At 66.8% G+C, this 19112-nt stretch carries 22 protein-coding genes; 6 read left to right on the plus strand and 16 right to left on the minus strand.

The genetic code is table 11. From position 1 onward, the window contains the following. Window positions 1-144 precede the first annotated feature (144 nt). On the plus strand, window positions 145-732 hold the full coding sequence (locus ABFX36_RS12440; RefSeq protein ID WP_346076580.1) for a hypothetical protein: 588 nt from the start codon (window positions 145-147) through the stop codon (window positions 730-732). Between the two features lie 218 nt (window positions 733-950). Here the strand turns inward: ABFX36_RS12440 and ABFX36_RS12445 are convergent, their stop codons facing one another. The 12 genes from ABFX36_RS12445 to ABFX36_RS12500 all read right to left on the minus strand — a co-directional run bounded on the left by ABFX36_RS12445 (window position 951) and on the right by ABFX36_RS12500 (window position 12615). Beyond that, complete coding sequence (locus ABFX36_RS12445; protein ID WP_006894251.1) at window positions 951-1553, minus strand: hypothetical protein; 603 nt, start codon at window positions 1551-1553, stop codon at window positions 951-953. Beyond that, on the minus strand, window positions 1553-2329 hold the full coding sequence (locus tag ABFX36_RS12450) for a YfgM family protein (protein WP_006894249.1): 777 nt from the start codon (window positions 2327-2329) through the stop codon (window positions 1553-1555). The genes ABFX36_RS12445 and ABFX36_RS12450 overlap by 1 nt, the downstream gene beginning before the upstream one ends. Further along, window positions 2293-3717: an MCE family protein gene (locus tag ABFX36_RS12455; RefSeq protein ID WP_346076583.1), complete on the minus strand. Its 1425-nt coding sequence runs from the start codon at window positions 3715-3717 to the stop codon at window positions 2293-2295. Before ABFX36_RS12455 ends, ABFX36_RS12450 begins: the two co-directional genes overlap by 37 nt. After that, window positions 3717-4970 carry an MCE family protein gene (locus ABFX36_RS12460; protein WP_006894247.1) on the minus strand — a complete coding sequence of 418 codons (1254 nt, stop codon included), beginning with the start codon at window positions 4968-4970 and terminating at the stop codon, window positions 3717-3719. Before ABFX36_RS12460 ends, ABFX36_RS12455 begins: the two co-directional genes overlap by 1 nt. Further along, on the minus strand, window positions 4970-6226 hold the full coding sequence (locus tag ABFX36_RS12465; protein ID WP_346076585.1) for an MCE family protein: 1257 nt from the start codon (window positions 6224-6226) through the stop codon (window positions 4970-4972). The genes ABFX36_RS12460 and ABFX36_RS12465 overlap by 1 nt, the downstream gene beginning before the upstream one ends. A 1-nt stretch (window position 6227) precedes the next feature. Continuing rightward, a complete protein-coding gene (locus ABFX36_RS12470; protein WP_346076587.1) occupies window positions 6228-7499 on the minus strand; it encodes an MCE family protein in 1272 nt (423 codons plus the stop codon). After that, window positions 7496-8551 (minus strand): MCE family protein, encoded by a 1056-nt coding sequence (locus ABFX36_RS12475; RefSeq protein WP_006894244.1) that lies wholly within the window; start codon window positions 8549-8551, stop codon window positions 7496-7498. Before ABFX36_RS12475 ends, ABFX36_RS12470 begins: the two co-directional genes overlap by 4 nt. Continuing rightward, a complete protein-coding gene (locus tag ABFX36_RS12480) occupies window positions 8544-9728 on the minus strand; it encodes an MCE family protein (RefSeq protein ID WP_045536833.1) in 1185 nt (394 codons plus the stop codon). The genes ABFX36_RS12475 and ABFX36_RS12480 overlap by 8 nt, the downstream gene beginning before the upstream one ends. A 4-nt stretch (window positions 9729-9732) precedes the next feature. After that, a complete protein-coding gene (locus ABFX36_RS12485) occupies window positions 9733-10584 on the minus strand; it encodes an MlaE family ABC transporter permease (RefSeq protein ID WP_045536831.1) in 852 nt (283 codons plus the stop codon). Between the two features lie 3 nt (window positions 10585-10587). Continuing rightward, a complete protein-coding gene (locus ABFX36_RS12490; protein ID WP_006894241.1) occupies window positions 10588-11352 on the minus strand; it encodes an MlaE family ABC transporter permease in 765 nt (254 codons plus the stop codon). A gap of 95 nt (window positions 11353-11447) precedes the next feature. Next, entirely contained in the window at window positions 11448-12338 is an 891-nt protein-coding gene (locus tag ABFX36_RS12495) for a 3-oxoacyl-ACP reductase (RefSeq protein WP_006894240.1), read from the minus strand. A gap of 82 nt (window positions 12339-12420) precedes the next feature. Next, a complete protein-coding gene (locus tag ABFX36_RS12500) occupies window positions 12421-12615 on the minus strand; it encodes a ferredoxin (protein WP_006894238.1) in 195 nt (64 codons plus the stop codon). A 123-nt stretch (window positions 12616-12738) separates the two neighbouring features. On the opposite strand from ABFX36_RS12500, the gene ABFX36_RS12505 reads away from it, so the two are divergent. Genes ABFX36_RS12505 through ABFX36_RS12515 form a run of 3 tightly spaced genes read left to right on the plus strand, consistent with a single transcriptional unit; the run spans window position 12739 to window position 16580 of the window. After that, on the plus strand, window positions 12739-13920 hold the full coding sequence (locus tag ABFX36_RS12505) for an acyl-CoA dehydrogenase family protein (RefSeq protein ID WP_006894237.1): 1182 nt from the start codon (window positions 12739-12741) through the stop codon (window positions 13918-13920). 28 nt (window positions 13921-13948) lie between these two features. Beyond that, complete coding sequence (locus tag ABFX36_RS12510) at window positions 13949-15061, plus strand: acyl-CoA dehydrogenase family protein (protein WP_346076593.1); 1113 nt, start codon at window positions 13949-13951, stop codon at window positions 15059-15061. 4 nt (window positions 15062-15065) lie between these two features. Further along, entirely contained in the window at window positions 15066-16580 is a 1515-nt protein-coding gene (locus tag ABFX36_RS12515; protein WP_346076595.1) for an AMP-binding protein, read from the plus strand. A 3-nt stretch (window positions 16581-16583) separates the two neighbouring features. On the opposite strand, the gene rpsR is transcribed toward ABFX36_RS12515, so the two are convergent. The 4 genes from rpsR to rpmB are packed head-to-tail and all read right to left on the minus strand — an operon-like array spanning window position 16584 to window position 17483. Then, on the minus strand, window positions 16584-16775 hold the full coding sequence (gene rpsR, locus ABFX36_RS12520; protein WP_006894234.1) for a 30S ribosomal protein S18: 192 nt from the start codon (window positions 16773-16775) through the stop codon (window positions 16584-16586). Beyond that, complete coding sequence (gene rpsN, locus ABFX36_RS12525) at window positions 16775-17080, minus strand: 30S ribosomal protein S14 (protein ID WP_062366260.1); 306 nt, start codon at window positions 17078-17080, stop codon at window positions 16775-16777. Before rpsN ends, rpsR begins: the two co-directional genes overlap by 1 nt. Beyond that, a complete protein-coding gene (rpmG, locus tag ABFX36_RS12530) occupies window positions 17080-17247 on the minus strand; it encodes a 50S ribosomal protein L33 (protein ID WP_428832057.1) in 168 nt (55 codons plus the stop codon). The genes rpsN and rpmG overlap by 1 nt, the downstream gene beginning before the upstream one ends. Then, on the minus strand, window positions 17247-17483 hold the full coding sequence (gene rpmB / locus ABFX36_RS12535; RefSeq protein WP_006894229.1) for a 50S ribosomal protein L28: 237 nt from the start codon (window positions 17481-17483) through the stop codon (window positions 17247-17249). Before rpmB ends, rpmG begins: the two co-directional genes overlap by 1 nt. A gap of 100 nt (window positions 17484-17583) precedes the next feature. Between rpmB and mrf the strand changes: the two genes are divergently transcribed. Together mrf and ABFX36_RS12545 are read left to right on the plus strand one after the other, a co-directional pair. Further along, the gene (mrf, locus tag ABFX36_RS12540; RefSeq protein WP_346076597.1) at window positions 17584-18873 is read left to right on the plus strand and encodes a ribosome hibernation factor-recruiting GTPase MRF; all 1290 of its coding nucleotides are present in this window, start codon (window positions 17584-17586) and stop codon (window positions 18871-18873) included. Beyond that, complete coding sequence (locus tag ABFX36_RS12545) at window positions 18870-19112, plus strand: type B 50S ribosomal protein L31 (RefSeq protein WP_062366254.1); 243 nt, start codon at window positions 18870-18872, stop codon at window positions 19110-19112. Before mrf ends, ABFX36_RS12545 begins: the two co-directional genes overlap by 4 nt.

Here is a 19112-nt window from a genome sequence, read left to right on the forward strand (position 1 = left end):
CCACGGATACCTCGGCGACGTCCCGCCCGCCGAGTTCGAGCACGCGTTCTATGCTGTCCAAGCCGACCGCGAACAGCTGGTCGGAATCAAATAGCGCGAGTCTCCATCAAACCCAGGGCGCTTCACTCGGGTCCGGTCGAAGGTATGCGGCGCGCGTTCTGCGATGGCAAGTTCGAGCTGGGGGTCGATGAGATCCGGCGCCGCCTGGCCCGCGACGTCCGACTGTCGGATGCGGTCGCACGCGTCACCGGCGGGCTGTCGGGAGGTCGCAGAGCCACCAGCGTCTGTGATCTGTACGTAGAGGGCGGGGACGCTCAGGGGTTCGTGGACTGGTTCTCGGATGCGGGCCGCGACGACTATGCGTGGAGCATGGTCGTCGCGAGTCCGGACCACTTCATCATCGACAGCACGGCGGACGGCAGGCAGGAGGTGATCGAGACGACCGGTGGCAGTCCCTTCGCAACTCGGTTCTTCGTCGACTACGACGACACCTCCCGGCTGACCACCGCGCGGGATCCGGCGTTCGCACTCGAACTCGCCGGAGTCGCTCGGACCGAAGCGGATACGGCGGTCGGCGGCGTACGTCATCAACTTCGCGACGACAGGTACGGCTTTCACCTCCGCGCGTGCGTGGAGTTCCCGAAACTCATGGCACCGCAGATGGTTAAAGAACACCGCTGGCATCTCGCGTGCGAGTTCAGCAATTGGATCGAAGGAGCCTTCTCCGCCTGACCGGCTGGATGGGCTCGAGTGAGTGCCGAGGTGGCGGTTCGCGGCCCAGCGGATGTCACGCGGTTTCGACTCGCTTCGCTCGCTCAACCAGCCTGGGAAAGACCGCTCAACCAGCCTGGCAAAGAACTCTCGACCAGCCTGAGAAGGGCCGCTCGACCAGCCTGCCGGCCCTCATCCGGCCCGAGACAGACCGAAGCTCACTCGAGGAGCGGCGAGGCTCAGCCCGCGGGCGTCGACTGCGGTGCCGGAGAGCTCGGGGCGCTCGGAATGGGCACGGCGTTCGACGGCGGCGTCTCGCCACCGGACTGCACGTTCTTCTGCAGACTGTCGTCGGTGAGGATGTCGATCTCGTTGATCTTCCAGTCGTCGCCCTGCTTCTCCATGCCGAAGATCAGGCGGCTCTTGTCGACCTGAACGTCTTCGGCATTGTTCCGGGTCGACGACTGGTTGATGAACAGCAGCACCTTCGCGGTGTCGCGGGTGTTCTCCATGACACCGGAGTCCTGAACCGTCACGACGGTCGAGACACCCTCCTGCTTGACGCCCTCGGCCACCTTCGACTCGACGATGTGCTTCTGATAGTCCTTCTGGGCCCCGCCCGTGAGCCGGCCCATCGTGGTGTTGATGTGCGCGTCGACGGTCTTCGAGTTCCACGAGAACATGTCCACGACGTACGTCTGCGCAGCCGACAGTGCGGAGTCACGCGCCCGCTCCTGCGCGGCCGCGTTCGCGTAGACGATGCCCAGCGCGATCGTCACGCCGACGACGATCACCACGATCAATCCCAGTACCGGCAGCAGCCAGCGCTGCACTCGACTCATCACGCCACCCAATCGAAGTACGTCATCTTCAGCTCACCGTTGATGCGTGTCATGTCCACGCGGGCGCGGAAGGTCGTCGACTCGCTGCTCTTCGGGTCGTTCTTCGGGTGGCCCTCCCAGCCGTACACGATGAGCACCGAGCCCTCGTCCTCGTCGGCCTTCGACACCGCGTCGGCGAGAATCGTCGTCTTGGTGACCAGGTCGCCCTTGCGGACCATGTCCGCGACCTGCTTCATGTTCTCCTGGAACATCTGCTTCGCGCGGCCACTGGTCTTGTCGATCGCGTTCTTGTACATCTGGTCGGCGTTCTGCGGGTCGAGCGTGGTCATCGACACCACCATCTGCTGGGCGAAGGTGGAGTACTCGGCCCGCCACTGCCGCTGCTGCTCGATCTGGTGGTACTGGTAGCCGAACACGCCCGACAGCACCGCGCCGATCACCAGGACGAGCGACGTGAGCACCACCGCGACGATCATCAGCTTCGAGCCGTCGCCGGCCTTCTGCCGCGTGGACTTGCGCACCACACCGCGGCTGCGCCGACGCTCACGGTATCCGGCGCTGCGCTCCACCTCTTCGGGGTCGGGCTCCGGTTCCGGTTCGGCGGCCGGGGCCTCGTCGACCGGCTCGGCCGGCTGCTCGGTCTCGGTCTCCACGGCCGGTTCGGCCTCGGACTTCTTCGGCTTCTTGCGTCGTCGGCTCAGCGGACTGGAGCGGCGGACAACGTCGTCTTCGGGCGAGTTCAGGACTCCACCGTCTTCGTGATCAGGTCGTACCATTTCTGCTTCTTGCCCTGCGCCTGCTGATTCTCAGCGGTCACATAGGTCTTTCCGTCGGGTCCGATGAATTGTCCCGTCTGCGGATCGTAGGTGGTGGCGTAGACCGCCGGCGACGGATCGTAGTCGCTCGGGGTTCCCGGCACCACGCGCCCGGCCGGCTGCTTCGGCAGGTCGGTGCCCGGCAGGGCGTTCGGGAAGGCGACGTTGTCGCGCTTGGAGGGAACGAAACCTGTCTTGCACTCCTCGGGTGTCGGAGCACGGCGGCCCGGATACTCGACGCACGGGAAGTTGCGTGCACCTCGGACCGCGGCCTGAGCGTCTTGCGGAAGCCGGCAGAGCAGGCCCGGCGGCAGGTCGCGGGCATCCTGCTCTGACGGGAAACGCCATTGGTCGGTCGGCATGAACCCGACAGTACAGGTCGGCGGATCCTGGAAGCCGAGCGTGAAGTTCACGTTGGGACCGTGCCGGTTGGAGCCGGAGTTGATCGCGGTGATCAGCGCGGAGAGCACGCGCGGATACAACACGATCGTCTGCCGCAGATTCGGCAGATACACCGCCTGCGTGTGCGCGGCCACCGACAGATTCGAGATCGCCAGCGGGAACGAGTCACTCATGTCCTCGAACAGTTTCTGCGCCTGCGACGCCACACCGGGTCCCTTGGCGAGGATGTCGGTGATGTCCGGGCGGCTGGCGCGGAGCTGATCGGTCACCTTCGTCAGATCCTTGGTCCACGAGCGGATCTGGTCGGCGGTGCGGTTCTGGGTCGCCAGTATCGGCCCGGCCTGGTCGACCAGATCGATGGTGGCGTCCACGTTCTTGTTCAACGCGCCGACGAAGAGCACCATCGAGTCCATCAACCGCTGAAGATCCTCGCCGGTGCCGTTGAACGCGGTGAAAGCCTCGTCCATCACCGAGCGGAGCTTGGTGTCGCTGACCTGGTTGAGCAGCGCGTCGGCTTGGTCGAGCATCGAGGAGATCTCCACCGGGACATCGCTGCTCGTGACCGTCGCCCCATTGCCCAGGTTGTCGCTCGACGGGTTCTTGGGCGGCTCGAAGTTCACGAACTGCTCACCGACCGCCGAGACGCTGCGGACCGAGGCCGCGGAGTTCGCGGGGATGTCGGTGCCGGAGTCGATCGTCAGCGTCGCCGAGACGCCCGTCGGCGTCAGACGGACGCCGGTGACCTTGCCGACGTCCACGCCGCGGTAGCTGACGTTGGCGTTCTCGTACAGGCCACCGGTCGACGGCAGTTCCAGCGTCATCGTGTAGGTGCCGATCCCGAACATCTGCGGGAGCCGGATGTAGAACACCGCCATCGCGACCATCGAGATGACCGTGACGATGCTGAAGATGATCAGCTGCACACGGACGAAATGCGTGATCTTCATCAGTTGCCGCCCTGGATCTTCGGAAGCAGGTCGAGCGGCGAGGGATTCGCCGGATTCTGCTGCTTACGCTCTGTCGGTCCCTTCTTCAAGGGCGCCGAGTACGGATTCGCACCCTGCTTGGCCCCACCCGCCGGCTTGCCGACGACGGTCTCCGGCCCGGCCGCGGTCACCGAGGCGACCATCGTCTTGCCCAGTCGGTTCCAGGTCAGGTCGAGCACGAGATCGGAGTTGACGTAGTCGCCCTTCACGATCGTCGGAATCAGATCCTCGACGAACGGGAAGGTCAGCAGGATCCGCAGTGAGTTGGTGAGCGCCGGACCCGTCATCGACAGCTGATCGAGCAACTCGCGCATATTCGGCACGATCGTCTTGATGTCGTCGCTGTTCTTGCGGAGCACCTCGTTGGCGGTGGCCGAGAGCTTGCCGACCCCGTCCATCGCGCTGGTCAGATTCTTGCGCTGATCCACGAGCAGTTGCAGAATCCTCGGGCCGCTCTCCAGCGCACGCTGGACGGTCGGCGTCTGGCGGTTGATCGTCTCCGCCAGCCGGTCGAGGCCGGACATGGCGTCGATGATGTTGTCGGTCTGCGTGTTCAAGTCGGAGACCAGGGTGTTCAGCCGCGGGATGAGGCTCTTGAGCGTCCCCTCGTTACCTCCGACGATCTGGTCCAATTCGTGGACCACGTCGCCCATCTGCGACAGTCCGCCGCCGTTGAGGACCACCGACAGCGAGCTCAGCACCTGTTCGGTGGTCGGATACATGCACGGATCGACGGTCTGCGCCGAGGTGATGTCGGGGATCTTCTTGGGATCGGTCTGGGCCAGGTTCTGCTGCTCCGGGCAGTTCGGCAGCGCCAACGAGCCGCCTTCACGGAGATACTGCCCGCTCGGGTGGTCGGGCGGAACGATCGCGATGTGCGACGAGCCGAGCACGCTGGTCATCCCGATCATCGCGTGCGAACCGACCGGCACCTTGACGTCCCCGTTCAGTCGGAGCGTCACCTTCGCGGTCCAGTCGTCGATCGTGATGTCGCCGACGCTGCCGACGGTCGCGTCGTTCATCATCACCGGCGCGTTGCGCACCAGGCCCGCGGCCGACGGGATGCGAGCGGTGATCCGGTAGGCGTCCGAACCCGTTCCCGCGGCACCGACGGCCGACACCGTGGAGATGGTGCCGCTGCTGCAGCCCGCCATGACGGGGACGACGATGAGGCCCGCACACGCCACGGCGGCGACCAATTTCTTCGACCTCATCAGCCCTCACCTCCGAACGGCACCAGCAGCTTCCCCAGCGGATCGGGATTGGCGTTGCGGCTGGCCGCATCGCGCTCACGCACGCCGGCCTGGGCGCGCTGCTTCACGCTCTCGTTCTGGTAGGTGATCTGGTCCGGATTCGCCGTACGCCCGATCACCGGGTTCGCCATGAAGGGCGGGTAGTTGACCACGACGTCCTTCATCACCGGACCGATGATGTCGACGCACTGCTCGATGTCCTTCTCGGTGTCGCCGGGGCGAGCGGTGGACGCCATCGATCCGCACAGCAGCGTGATCAGGTTGTTGCCCATGCCGAGACCGAAGACGCCGTCGAGCGACCCGGTCAGCGGGTTGTAGATGTTGAAGAAGTTGGCGAGCTGGTTGGGTGCCGAGTGCAGCAGGCCGCGCAGTTGCTCGTCCTTGCGCTTGAGCGTGCCGGTCAGCTGCGCCAACTTGCTCATCGTGGAGGTGACGACGCCGCTGTTGGTCCCGAGGAAGCCTTCGAGCTCACCGACCGCCTCGTTCAGATTCGTCATCGCATCGCCGAGATCGTCGCTGCTGCCTTCGAGCACGCTGCTGACGCTGGCCATCCGCCCGTTGAACTGCACCAACTGCTCGTGGCTCGTCGAGAGTGCGTCGGTCAGCTTCTGCAGGCTCTTGATGGTGGCGAAGACATCGTCGCGGTTGTCCGACAGCGTGCCCAAGACCGTCGACATCTGCTTGATCGAGTCGGCGATCGCCTGGCCGTTGCCCGACAGGTTCTTATCCATCACGTTGATGGCGTCGGCGGCGGTGCCCGGCTCGGCGCCGTGCGGGCCGACGGCCTTGGTGAGCTCGTCGAGTTGCTTCTTGACGTCGTCCCACTCCATCGGCACGGCCGTCCGCTCCATCGGGATCGAGTCGCCGTCCTGCAGCTTCGCGCCCTTGTCGTACACCGGAGTCAGCTGGATGAACCGGCCGGACACGAGCGACTGCGCGACGATCACGGCACGCGCATCGGCCGGGATCGGGGTGTCGTCGTCGATGCGCATCGTGACCTTGACATCGCCGCGACGGGTCTCGATGGACGAGACCTTGCCGATATTGACGCCGATCACGCGCACCGGGTCGCCGCTGTAGAGGCCGCTCACCGACGGGAAATAGGCGGTGATGGTCCGCGTGGTCGCCTTCTGGACGCCGAGGAACACCCCGACGGCCAGCAGCACCAGTACGACGACTCCGGCGATGATCGCCCACACTCGTTTCGAGATGCCCACGTCAGCCTCCCGTTCCGTGACGCTGGCTGGGGTTCAGGTCATTGTTGTTCTGCGGTTGCTGCGGGATGGGCGTCGGGTACTGACGCTTGGGCGAGGGACGTCCCACGTCCGGGGCGCCCGCATCCGGCCCCTGGTTCCAGTTCTTCGGGAACAGCGGGTTGCCCGAGTACTGGTAGAAGTACTTCGCCGCCTCGGGGTACTTGCGCTGCAGGACCTTCAGGAACGTGCCGAAGTAGTCGCCCCACGTCGGCAGTCCGACGAGCGAGGAGAAGTACGGTCCCGAGCTGACCGCCTCACCGAGGATGTTGGCGTACGGGCCGAGGTTGTCGATCGCCTTGCCGAAGTTCTCCTCGTTGTCGTTGAGGATGTCGAGCACGCCGTTGAACTTGTCGAGCACCGGCTTCAGCTGAGCGTTGTTGTCTTCGACGAACCCGGTGATCTCGGCGGTGACGTCCTTGGTCCCCTTGATCACCTGACGCAGCGCTTCGCGGCGGATGTTGAGCTCGCCGAGCAGTGCATTGGCGTCGATCAACATGTCGCGGATCTGGTTGCTGCGCTGACCGACGATCTGGGTCACCCCGCGGGCCTGCCGCAGCAGGTCGCTGAGCGCGTTGTCGCGATCGGCGATCGCCTTCGACAGCCGGCTCACCCCCTCGACGGCCCCGCTGACATTGGCCGGTGTCTTCGAGAACGTCTCGGTGAGGGTTTCGAGCGCCTTGTTGAGCTGATCGGTGTCGGTGGTCGCCAGGGTGGAAGTCGCATCCTCCAGAGCGTCCGACAGCGAGTACGGCGACACGGTCGAGTCCACCGGGATCGACCCGCCGGGCTTGATCCGGCCGGTGCCGATCGGTGTGATCGTCAGATTGCGCCGTCCCAGGACGGTCTCGGTCTTGATCGCCGCGCGGGTGCGATCGCCCATGACGACCGTGTCGTTGAGCCGGAAGCTGATCTTGGCCTTGAGTCCCTGGTCGGTCTCGGCCAGGCTGATGCCCTCGACGGTGCCGACGTTGACGCCGGCCACCAGCACCACGTCCCCGGTGACCAGACCGCCCGCGTCGTCGAAGTAGACGTCGTAGGTGCTGATCTGCGAGAGATACGGCAGCCGGTCCATCTGCATGGCCATGATCACGACCATCGCGGTGATGAGTGCGCCGATGATTCCGACCTGATACTTGGGCCGCCCCGCACGGTGGAAGGGCTTGGTCTCGGCCTGTGTGACGTCGACGTCCGGATCCTGCGACTCGGCGGGTTCGGGATTCACGTTCTCACTCAACTCGCGCACCTCCCGCCCGCTCTGGTCTGATCGCCCATCGCGTCGATCGCCGTGAAGTAGTACTGGGTGTTGCCCGGACCGGGCAGCAGCAGCCGGATACGGCAGAAGTAGATCTGCAGCCAGGCCCCGTAACTGCCGAGGTTGGAGAGCATCTTGAAGTCGCCGGGCAGGCGACCGAGCAGATTGCGGATGAAGGGCTCGGCCTTGAGCGCCTGCTCGCTGGTCCGCCCGAGCGCCGACACCGTCTCCTTGAGATCCGGGCGGGTGGCGTTCATCAGGCTCGCCAATCCGGTGGTGGCCTGGCTCGCCTGGCTGATCGCCTCACCGTACACACCGCGGTCCTGGGCGAGTCCGGAGATCAGCTTCTGCATCCGGTCCACGCTCTGGTCCAGGCCCTTGTGGTCGGCCTCGAGCGTGGAGAGCGTCTTGTTGAGGTTGTCGATGACGCTGCCGATCAGCTGGTCGCGGTCGGCGATCTTGTTCGTGAACTCCGAGGTGCTGGCCAGCAGCGTGTTCAGTCCCGCGCCCTGCCCCTGGAAGATCGCGATCAGCGAGGAGGTCAGCTGATTGACCTCATCGGGGTCCAGCGTCCGGAACAGCGGCTTGAATCCGCCGAGCAGGTTGTCGAGGTCCAGGGCGGGCTCGGTCTGCTTCAGCGGGATCTGATCGCCCGCCGACAGCGTCTGGCTCATGTCGCCGGTGCCTGGCTGCAGCTCCAGATAGCGGTCGCCGGTGAGATTCTGGTACCGGATCCGGGCCTGCACCGACTTCGGCAGCCGGTAGTTGTCGTTGACGGTGAACGTGACCTCGGCCTGGTTGTCGCGATTGAGTTCCACCGAACTCACGGCACCGACGTCGACGCCCGCGATCTTGACGACGCTGCCGGACTTCATGGCGGAGGCGCTGGCGAAGACGGCGCTGTACTTGTCACTGCTTCCGCCCTGGTAACGGCTGAACACCAGCACCAGGCCGACGAGCACCAGGATCATGGCGAGGGCGAAGGCGCCGAGCTTGATGACGGTCGCACGGAATGCGCGTGCGCGACTATCCACGGGGGGTACCTCCGAACAGCAACTGGAAGAGCTTGCGCGACTCCACCTTCGGGGTGGTGCGCGGCTGATACGGCTGCGGCGCGTTGTCGATGACGTAGAACGGGATGTGTTCCTTGGACTGCACATCGGTCAGTCCGGCCTGGCAGGTCGGCGGACCGTCGCCGTGGACCTCGGGCAGGTCCTGCGGGTAGCGGTACGGGTCCTGACCGGGGATCAGTCCGGCGTCGAGCAGCAGCATGCCGTTGCGCCCGCCGAGCAGCGGCGTGGCGATGTCGGTGGCGTCCGACGCCGCGGTGATGAAGCACCGCAGTCCCGGCGCCTGCCTGCCGAGCAGCCGGCTGACCGGGTTGAGATCGGTCAGAGTGGAGATGAGGTTCTTCTTCGACGCCGTCAGCACGCCGTTGACGGTGTTGGTCATGCCGGTGACGTTGATGAGCAGCGCGTCGAGGTTCGCCGCGTTGTCGACCAGGGTGTTCCCGACGACGGTCGCGTTGTCGAGCACGCGCATCAGATCGGGCATCGCGTCGGCGTAGACGTTGGTGGCGCCTGCACCCTCGCGGAGCAGCCGGTTGAGCTCGGGCAGGTGCGGGTTGGTCTTGCCGAGCACGTCCGTGAGCTGGACCAGCGCGTCGCCGATCTGCTTGCCGCGTCCCGAGAGGGCCTCGTCGACGGCGCCGATGGTGACGTTGAGCTTGTCCGGCTGCAGCTCGGCGAGCACGTTGACCAGCTGCTGGTACACCGTGTTCAACTCCACGACCACGTGGTCGGCGGTGATGACCGAGCCCGCCCGCAGCTGTCCCTCCGGTCCGGACTCCGGCACCACGAGGTTCACGGCCTTGGCCCCGAAGATCGTGTTCGACTTGATGTCGGCCTTGACGTTGGCCGGAACCATGCCGATCTGGTCGGAGGCCATGTCGAGCTTGAGTTCGGCCCGGTCACCGAGGGTGGTCACCGAGGCGACGCGCCCGACCTCCACACCGCGGAGCTTGACCTTCGCGTCGGGATTCATCACCAGTCCCGCGCGCGGCGCGAAGAGGGTGACCGTCTCGGTGCTGGCGAACCATCCGAGGAACTGCCCGGACGCCAGCGCGACGATGCCGGCGAGCACGCCGACCATGATGACGGCTGCGAGCTTCCGGGTGCGGTCGCTGTAGCCTCTGCTGTTCTTCTTCGCCATCCGTTCAGCCCGCCAGATTGAACTTGCCGTCGGCGCCGTAGATCGCGAGCGACGTCAGAAGGGTGATGACCACGACCACGACCAGCGAGGCGCGGACCGCGTTACCGACCGCCACACCGACGCCGACCGGACCACCGGACGCGTTGAATCCGTAATAGGTGTGGATGAGCATGACCGCGACGGCCATGCAGATCGCCTGTACGAACGACCACAGGATGTCCGACGGGATCAGGAACGTGGAGAAGTAGTGGTCGTACACGCCGGAGGACTGACCGTAGAGCACCACGGTCGCGAACCGGCTGGCCAGGAACGACGCCAGCGCCGCGAGGGAGTACAGCGGAATGATCGCGACCAGTCCCGCGACGATGCGCGTGCTCACCAGGTAGGGCACGGACGCGATCGCCATCACTTCCAGGGCGTCGATCTCCTCGGACACTCGCATCGCGCCGAGCTGAGCGGTGGCCCCCGCGCCGATCGTGGCCGCCAGGGCGATGCCGGCGATCACCGGGACGGCGATTCGCACGTTGATGAACGCGGAGAAGAAGCCGGTGAGGGCCTCGACGCCGATGTTCGCGAGCGAGTTGTATCCCTGGACGGCGATCGTGCCGCCGGTGAACAGGGTCAGGAAGCCGACCACGACCACCGTGCCGCCGATCATCGCGAGCGCACCGGTACCCATGGAGATCTCCGCGATGAGGCGGAGCGTCTCCTTCTTGTAGAGCCGGATGGCACGCGGAATCGAGGCGATCGCGTCCCAGTAGAAGAGGGCCTGATCACCGATCTTGTTCCAGTCCTCGCCGGCGCGCTTGAGCGCGACACGGGCAGTGAGCAGACGGGTAGTACCTGGCAGAACCATCAATTATCCCATCGTCGCCTTGAGACCGACCGCGGTGACGACCACGTTCACGACGAACAGCGCCATGAACGAGTAGACGACGGTCTCATTGACGGCGTCACCGACGCCCTTCGCTCCGCCCTTGACGTTGAGGCCGCGGTAGCAGCCCACCAGTCCGGCGAACAGGCCGAAGAGCGCGGCCTTGATCATGGAGATCACCAGTTCCCCGAGACCGGTGAGCAGCGTGAGGTTGGCGATGAAGGCGCCGGGATTCACGTCCTGCAGATATACGGAGAAGATGAAGCCGCCCGCGATGCCGATGGTGCACACCAGGCTGTTGAGCAGCAGCGCCACCCCGGTCGAGGCGATGATGCGCGGCACCACCAGCCGGTGGACGGGGTTGATGCCGAGCACCTCGAGCGCGTCGATCTCCTCACGGATCGTGCGCGCACCGAGGTCGGCGCAGATCGCGGTGGCGCCGGCACCGGCGACGATGAGCACCGTGACGATCGGGCCGATCTGGGTGATCGTTCCGAGCGCGGCACCGGCACCGGAGAGGTCCTGCGCACCGATCTCCCGGAGCAGGATGTTGAGCGTGAAGCTCACCAGCACCGTGAACGGGATCGCGACCAGCAGGGTGGGCACGAGTGACACGCGGGCGATGGCCCACGACTGCTCGACGGTCTCACGCCACTGAAAAGGACGTCGAAAAAGCTCACGGGCGGATTCCACACCCAGGGAGACGAACTCTCCCACGCCGTTCATCGGGGCAGCGAGTCTGCTCGTCAAGGCCCCTCCTCCCGCTCCGATGCTGGCAACCTATCACGTACGAAAATTGTGCTCTGCGTTACAAGCCGAGCCGACACACTCTAAAGAGAGGTGTGCTAGTCCATCAAATCCGAGGCCGAGAATGTGCCGACCTTCTCCGGCTCGGCGAAGTACGCCGAGACGACGTCGCCGAGCGCCTCGGGCGACCACTGGTCGCCGTCCGCGGCGAAGACCTCTTGCACTTTGGGAGCGGCCATCAGACTGACCTTGGGACCGTAGACCACGAAGACCTGTCCGGAGACATTCTGCGCCGAGGGACCGGCGAGGTAGCGGACCAGGGTCACCACATGCTCGGGCGACAGCGGGTCGACGGCGTCCTCGGGGGCTGCACCGAAGACGTCCGCGGTCATCGCCGTGCGCGCACGGGGACAGATCGCATTGGCGGTGGCGCCGTAGCGGGCCAGTGCGCGGCTCGCGGAGACCGTCAGCATCGAGATGCCGGCCTTCGCCGCGGAGTAGTTCGCCTGGCCGGCGCCACCGAGGAGCGCCGCTTCCGACGATGTGTTGATCAGGCGGCCGTACACGGGCGCACCGGAGGCCTTGGACTCGGCGCGCCAGTGTGCGGCGGCGTTCCGGTTGAGCAGGAAGTGACCCCGCAGGTGGACGCGCTGCACCAGATCCCACTGCTCATCGGTCATGTTGAAGAGCATGGCGTCGCGGGTGATGCCCGCGTTGTTCATGACGACGTGCAGACCGCCGAGGTCCTGCGTCGCGACACGCATGATCTCGGCCGCGGTGGCCGAGTCGGCGATGTCGCCTGCCACCGGAACCGCCTTGCCGCCCACACCGGCGATCTCGTCGAAGACGTCGCTGGAGTCGAGCGCCGACTGAAGGTCGTTCACGATGACGGTGGCCCCGTCGCGCGCGAGACCGATCGCCTCCGCACGCCCCAGACCCGCACCCGCACCGGTGACGACTGCTACCCGACCGTCCAACGACTGACTCACTTCTATCCCTTCGACGCGAAAACTAGAACTTGTTCTAACACAGATCCCTTCGAGCATCCACTCGATCGGGAAATGAGTGTTGTCAGTCGTCGACGATGGACAGTGCCGAGCGGGGGCAGCTGGCGACCACCTGACGCATCTCCTCGCGCCGGGTCTCGGCCACGTCGTCCTGCAGAATCACCAGGTAGTCGTTGTCGTCGAGCTCGAAGACGTCGGGTGCCATACCGACGCAGACAGCGTTCGACTCGCACAGATCGAAGTCGCATTTGATGTGCATCTATTCCTCCTCCGCTTGCAGCCCGAACAGTTGACGGGCTCGCGTCCTACACGTTAGAACGTGTTTCAATACTAGGGAAGCAGTATTGCGCCCCGATTGGGAAACAGCAACGGCGGGAGAGCCATGCGGATCGCCTACACGCAGGAACAAGAGCAGCTCAGGAGCGAGCTTCGCGCCTACTTCGACGCCTTGATGACGCCGGAGCGCCGAGCCGCACTCACCGGCGGCGACGGAGAACTCGGAGAAGGCGACGCCTACCGGGACGTCGTCCGCCAGATGGGGCGGGACGGCTGGCTCGCGCTGGGCTGGCCCACCGAGTACGGCGGAGCCGACCGCTCGATGATGGATCAGCTGATCTTCACCGACGAAGCGGCAATCGCGGGCGCCCCCGTCCCGTTCTTGACGATCAATTCGGTGGCGCCGACGATCATGCACTTCGGCACCGACGAACAGAAGAAGTTCTTTCTGCCAAAGATCGCGGCCGGCGACCTGCACTTCTCGATCGGCTACTCCGAGCCCGGTGCGGGCACCGACCTGGCAGCGCTGCGCACCACCGCGGTCCGGGACGGCGACGAGTACGTCATCAACGGGCAGAAGATGTGGACCTCGCTGATCCCCTACGCCGATTACGTCTGGCTGGCCTGCCGCACCGATCCGGAGGCGAGCAAGCACAAGGGGATCTCGATGGTGATCGTGCCGACCACCGCCGAGGGCTTCTCGTACACCCCGGTCCACACGATGGCGGGCGTCGACACCAGCGCCACCTATTACCAGGACGTACGCGTTCCGGTCACGAATCGCGTCGGCGAAGAGGGCGGCGGATGGAGCCTGGTGACCAACCAGCTCAACCATGAGCGGGTGGCGCTGTGCAGTGCCGCCCCCATCCAGACCGCACTGCGGGAGACGCTGGCGTTCGCCACCGCGGAGACCGACGGTCGGCGACCGGCCGATCAAGCCTGGGTCCGGGCCAACCTCGCACGTGTCCACGCCAAGGTCGAGTTCCTCAAGCTCGTGAACTGGAAGATCGCGTCGATCGCCGCCTCGGGCGGCTCGCCGTCGCCCGCCGACGCCTCGGCGACGAAGGTGTTCGGCACCGAGTTCGCCACCGAGGCCTACCGGTTGCTGATGGAGGTGGTCGGACCCGCCGCCACTCTGCGGCAGGGCAGTCCGGGAGCTCATCTGCTCGGCCGGCTGGAGCGCTTCGCGCGCACCTCCCTGATCCTCACCTTCGGTGGCGGCACCAACGAGATCCAGCGCGACATCATCGGCATGCTCGCATTGAAGCTCCCGCCGGCCCGCCGCTGAACCGCCGCCGTACTCAAAGGACGAACCCATGGACTTCAACCCCACCGAAGCTGCGACCGACCTCGCCAAGCTGACGTCCGACATCGTCGACCGACTCAGCCCCGCCGAGCGGGTCGCCGAACTCGAGAGCGATCGCGCGCCGATCGACCGGCGGCTCTGGACCGAGATCGCTGCGGCCGGCCTCCTCGGCCTGGCCGCACCCGAGTCCGTCGACGGCGCCGGTCTCACCACATTGGAGACCACCGCGGTGGCCACCGAACTGGGCCGCGGCCTGGCCCGAGTGCCGTTCGGTCCGCACGCGGTGGCCGGCGTTCCGCTGCTCTGCGCGCACGCGAGCGACCGGCTCCGATCCGAACTGCTGCCGCGGGCCGTCTCCGGCGAGCAGGTGCTGACCGCCGCGGTCGAGGAGGACGGCGCCTACGGACCCGTCGACGGGCTCACCGAATTCGACGGCTCGGCCCTCACCGGTTCCAAAGTCAACGTCCCTTACGCGGCGGCCGCGGACATCCTCCTCGTCACCGCTGCGAGCGCGGGCGGGCCGCTGATCGCCGTCGTACCCGCGGACCGGTCCGGCGTGCGCATCACCGAGACCGTCGCGACCGGCCTCACCCCGACCTACCTCGTCGAGTTCGACGCGGTGGAGGTGGCGGCCGACGAGATCCTCGACGGCGGCGCCGGCACCGTCGATCGAGCACTCGACCTGCTGCGGCTGGCCGTCAGCGCGGACCAGGCCGGCGTGATCGCCGGAGCCCTCGACGCCACCGCCCGTTACGCACGCGAACGAGAGCAGTTCGGAAGGCCGATCGGTTCGTTCCAGGCCGTGGCCGCGCGGCTCGCCGACGGTTACATCGATGTCCAGGCACTCACGCTGAGCGTGCTGCAGGCCGCGTGGCTGCTGTCGGGACTCGCCGACACCGACGCCGACGGGGCCACCGCCGCGGTCGACACCGCCAAGTTCTGGGCGGCCGAAGCCGGACACCGCGTCGCCCACACCACGGTTCACGTGCACGGTGGCGTCGGTCTGGACACCAGCCACCCGGTGCACCGGTACTTCCTGCGCGCCAAGCAGAACGAATTCACGCTGGGCAGCGCCCCGGTGGTGCTCGCCGAACTCGGCGACCTGCTGACGGCGACGCGGTGATTCGGTGACCGCGCCGCCCGCCGCCGTCACCGACGCCCGCTGCCTGTCGGACCTCTACGCCTCGCTGTCGGAGGTCACCGACCGCGGGATGCATTTCGAGGGCGGGTTCACCCCGTGGCGCGATCACTTCACTGCGAGCAGGAAACGTGCTGCGGCGCTGCGCGAACGACTCGATCCCGTCCGTCCTCCGCACGTCGGCGTGCTGCTGCCGAACGTCCCCGAGTTCAGCTTCCTGTTCGGAGCGGCCGCACTGGGCGCGTTCGTCCTGGTCGGGCTCAACAGCACGCGCCGGGGTGCGGCGCTGGCCGCGGACGTGGCCCGGGCGGACTGCCAGATCGTGATCGTCTCGGACGAGACGGCCGAGCTGATTCCGGCGGATCTCCCGGTCCCGGTGCTCAACGTCGACGGCGCCGAGTGGGCCGAGACGGTCTCCGCGGCGTCGTCCGACAGGTTCGCACCGGTGCCCGTGCGACCCGACGATCTGGTGATGCTCATCTTCACCTCCGGCACTACGGGCGACCCCAAGGCCGTGCGCTGCAGTCAGCGCAAGTTCGGTGCGCCGGGAGTGATGCTGGCGCAGCGTTTCGGACTCGGACCCTACGACGTCGCCTACCTGTCGATGCCGATGTTCCACTCCAATTCGCTGATCGCCGGATGGTCGGTGGCGGTGGCCGCCGGCGCGTCGATCGTCCTTCGCAGGAAGTTCTCGGCGACCGGGTTCTGCGAGGACGTGCGTCGGTACGGCGTCACCTACGCGAACTACGTCGGCAAGCCGCTGCGCTATGTCCTGGCCACGCCCGAGCGCGACGACGACGCCCACAGCACCCTCCGCCTGGTGTACGGAAACGAGGCCGGGGCCGCCGATCGCACCGAGTTCGCGCGCCGGTTCGGCTCGCGCGTGGTCGACGGTTTCGGGTCCACCGAGGGCGGTGTCTCGATCACCCGCACCGCGGACACCCCGGACGATGCGCTCGGGCCGCTCACCGCCCCGAACGCCGTCGTCGACCCGGACACACTCGAACCCGTCGCCGCCGGACAGATCGGCGAGATCGTCAACACCGCCGGTGCCGGACTCTTCGACGGCTATTACGGCGATGAGGAGGCGACGGCGCAGCGCCTGCGCGGCGGCGTGTACCGCACCGGAGATCTGGGATGGGTGGATGACGACGGGTACGTGCACTTCGCCGGCCGTCTCGGCGACTGGCTGCGGGTGGACGGCGAGAATCTCGGTACCCGTCCCATCGAGCAGATCCTGCTGCGCCATCGGTTGATAGCCGACGCCACCGTGCTGGGCGTCCCCGACGACATCGGCGACGCCGTCGGTGCCGTGCTGGTGGCACCGGGACTGACGCGGGAGTCGCTGGTGGAGTTCTTGAAGGCGCAGACCGATCTCGGGCCGAAGCAGTGGCCGACCCTGGTCTGGCTCACCGATTCGCAGCCCGAGACCGCGACCTTCAAGACCGCCCGCGCCGCTCTCGCCGCGTCGCTCGGCGAGCCGACCTGGCGCCTGGCCGGCTGAGCGTCAGGGCAGCAGCGCCATCTCCCGCGCATTCCGCACCGCAACCGCGAGGCGGCGTTGCTGCTGCACGGACAAGCCGGTGACCGATCGCTTCCGGATGCGGCCGCGGTCGGTCAGGAAGCGCCTGAGCGTCTGCGTGTCCTTGTAGTCGAAGGTCAGGTTCGGATCGGCGGTACGCCGTTTCACCTCACGCATCACCAGCTCGCCTTCTGAATCCCGGGCAGCTCGCCGCGGTGCGCCATCTCACGGAATCTGATGCGCGACACTCCCGCTTTGCGGAGGTAGCCGCGCGGCCGGCCGTCGACCGCGTCACGATTGCGCAGCCGGGTGGCGCTGGCGTCGCGCGGCTGCTTCGACAACTCCGCCTGAGCCGCCCGGCGGGCCGCGGGCTCGGCGCTCGCATCGACGACGATCCGCTTCAGCTCGGCCCGCCGCTCGGCGTACCGCTCGACCACCGCGCGCCGCTGCCCGTCACGGACGATCTTCGACTTCTTCGCCATCAGCGGTCCTCCTTGAAATCCACGTGCCGCCGCACGATCGGGTCGTATTTGCGCAGGGCGAGACGATCGGGGTCGTTCCTGCGGTTCTTGCGCGTCACGTACGTGTATCCGGTACCGGCCGTCGACCGGAGCTTGATCACCGGCCGCAGATCAGTGCTGCTCGCCATCAGACCCGCTCCCCTCGCCGCCGGATGCGACCGACGACCGCATCGATCCCGTCCCGATCGATCTCCTTGATCCCCTTGGCGCTGACCCGCAACGTCACCCGGCGACCCAGACTGGGCACCCAGTACGTCTTCCGGAACAGATTGGGCCGCCATTGACGCGACGTCCGACGGTGCGAGTGCGACACCGACTTCCCGAATCCGGGTACCGCCCCCGTCACCTGGCATCTCGCTGACATGAAGCCTCCTTACTGACAACGATTCGCATTAACTTCGCCCATGACGGTACAGTGAAATCCGGAATTAATGAAAACCATTACAAGTAAGGAATGAGTCGAGATGCCGCAGGAACGTTCGCACAGAACACCGTTGATCCTGGTCACCGGCCTCGATCGCACTATCTCCGCCAGAATCGCCCACACCCTGGCCACTCCCGGGACCGCGGTGGTGAGCCACGATCTGCGTGACGTCGAGCGCGGCCGCGTCACGCGAACCGTGCATCGGATCGACACCGACGGCCACGACGAGTTCAGTCTCGACGACATCGACCTGGAACACGGATGCGTGTCGTGCACACTCCGCCTCGATCTCCTCCCGCTCCTGCGCACCCTGCACCGCGAGACGCAGGTGTCCCGGATCGTGGTGGTTCTCGATCCGGTGGTGGAACCGGAGAACGTCGCGCTCGAGGTCCACCAGACGGTCGTGCACGTGCCGGGGCTGCCACCCGCCCCCGCGGGCGACGACGTGTGCCTGAGCCACACCGTCTGCGGCGTCGACGCGGCACGGTGGCTCGCCGACGCCACCGGCGATCTCACGCTCGCTGAGGCGGGACTCTCGGCCGCCGAGGACGAGCGCACCCTCGCACAGGTGGCGGTCGGGCAGGTGCGATTCGCCGACACCGTGATCGTGGAGCGCGCCGACTCGGCCGCGGGTGCATGGGAGCTCGCACGGCTGCACGCCGTGCTCGTCCGGTTGGCGCCGGCCGCGGGAATGCGCACGCTCAACAGCAGGCAGCCGCTCGACGCCGCACTGATGGCGCGGGCGCTCGCCTCCGGCACGGCGGAGTCACCGCACGGACGCCCGCGCCGCCCGTTCGATCCCCTGCTGTCGGGACGACCGGACCTCACCGCCGACTGCGGCGTGGAGCTGATGACGATCGAAGCGACGCGCCCGTTCCACCCGGAGCGGCTGCACGTGGCGCTCGACGCCTTGCTCGACGGCGTCGTGACCGCGCAGGGTCGGCTGTGGATCGCGGCGAATCCGAACGACGTGCTGTGGCTCGACTCGGCCGGCGGCGCCCTGGGCATCCGCCGCGTCGGCACCTGGCTGGCCACCGATCCCGCGGCCGCCGCGGATCCGCAGCAGTCCGCGACGGCGGCGTTCTACTGGGACGACGTGCACGGTGATCGCCACACCAGCATCGTCGTCCTGTGCCATCGGGCCGCGCCCGACGAGATCCGCGCCGCCTTCGACGCGGCGCTCGTCACCGATGACGAACTGGCCGCTGGGCCGCGGGCCCTGGCGAACCTGCCGTCCCCGTTCGGCACCGACCATCGCGACCCGTGCGACGACCTCGAGACCACCGACCGGTCCGCCACCGTGGACCAGACCGAAGGAGAGAACCGATGAAGCCCGGAATCCACCCCGAGTACCGCCACGTCGTATTCCGCGACGCGACCACCGGCACGAGTTTCCTCACCCGATCGACAGCCGCCTCGGACGCGACCGTCGAGTGGGAGGACGGCGAGGTCTACCCGCTGATCACCGTCGATGTGACGAGCGATTCCCATCCGTTCTGGACCGGCACCCAGCGTCTGGTGGACGCCGAGGGCCGCGTCGAACGGTTCAAGCGGCGGTACGGGCTGTAA

Origin of the sequence: Gordonia cholesterolivorans, assembly GCF_039531975.1 — a bacterium.
Taxonomy (GTDB): Bacteria; Actinomycetota; Actinomycetes; order Mycobacteriales; family Mycobacteriaceae; genus Gordonia; species Gordonia sihwensis.

Coding starts and splice junctions, on each gene's coding strand:
- ABFX36_RS12440 (WP_346076580.1), top strand. CDS start 145: ATGCGGCGCGCGTTCTGCGATGGCAAGTTCGAGCTGGGGGTCGATGAG.
- ABFX36_RS12445 (WP_006894251.1), bottom strand. CDS start 1,553: ATGAGTCGAGTGCAGCGCTGGCTGCTGCCGGTACTGGGATTGATCGTG.
- ABFX36_RS12450 (WP_006894249.1), bottom strand. CDS start 2,329: ATGGTACGACCTGATCACGAAGACGGTGGAGTCCTGAACTCGCCCGAA.
- ABFX36_RS12455 (WP_346076583.1), bottom strand. CDS start 3,717: ATGAAGATCACGCATTTCGTCCGTGTGCAGCTGATCATCTTCAGCATC.
- ABFX36_RS12460 (WP_006894247.1), bottom strand. CDS start 4,970: ATGAGGTCGAAGAAATTGGTCGCCGCCGTGGCGTGTGCGGGCCTCATC.
- ABFX36_RS12480 (WP_045536833.1), bottom strand. CDS start 9,728: ATGGCGAAGAAGAACAGCAGAGGCTACAGCGACCGCACCCGGAAGCTC.
- ABFX36_RS12485 (WP_045536831.1), bottom strand. CDS start 10,584: ATGGTTCTGCCAGGTACTACCCGTCTGCTCACTGCCCGTGTCGCGCTC.
- ABFX36_RS12500 (WP_006894238.1), bottom strand. CDS start 12,615: ATGCACATCAAATGCGACTTCGATCTGTGCGAGTCGAACGCTGTCTGC.
- ABFX36_RS12505 (WP_006894237.1), top strand. CDS start 12,739: ATGCGGATCGCCTACACGCAGGAACAAGAGCAGCTCAGGAGCGAGCTT.
- ABFX36_RS12510 (WP_346076593.1), top strand. CDS start 13,949: ATGGACTTCAACCCCACCGAAGCTGCGACCGACCTCGCCAAGCTGACG.
- rpsR (WP_006894234.1), bottom strand. CDS start 16,775: ATGCGTGAGGTGAAACGGCGTACCGCCGATCCGAACCTGACCTTCGAC.
- rpsN (WP_062366260.1), bottom strand. CDS start 17,080: ATGGCGAAGAAGTCGAAGATCGTCCGTGACGGGCAGCGGCGCGCGGTG.
- rpmG (WP_428832057.1), bottom strand. CDS start 17,247: ATGGCGAGCAGCACTGATCTGCGGCCGGTGATCAAGCTCCGGTCGACG.
- rpmB (WP_006894229.1), bottom strand. CDS start 17,483: ATGTCAGCGAGATGCCAGGTGACGGGGGCGGTACCCGGATTCGGGAAG.
- mrf (WP_346076597.1), top strand. CDS start 17,584: ATGCCGCAGGAACGTTCGCACAGAACACCGTTGATCCTGGTCACCGGC.
- ABFX36_RS12545 (WP_062366254.1), top strand. CDS start 18,870: ATGAAGCCCGGAATCCACCCCGAGTACCGCCACGTCGTATTCCGCGAC.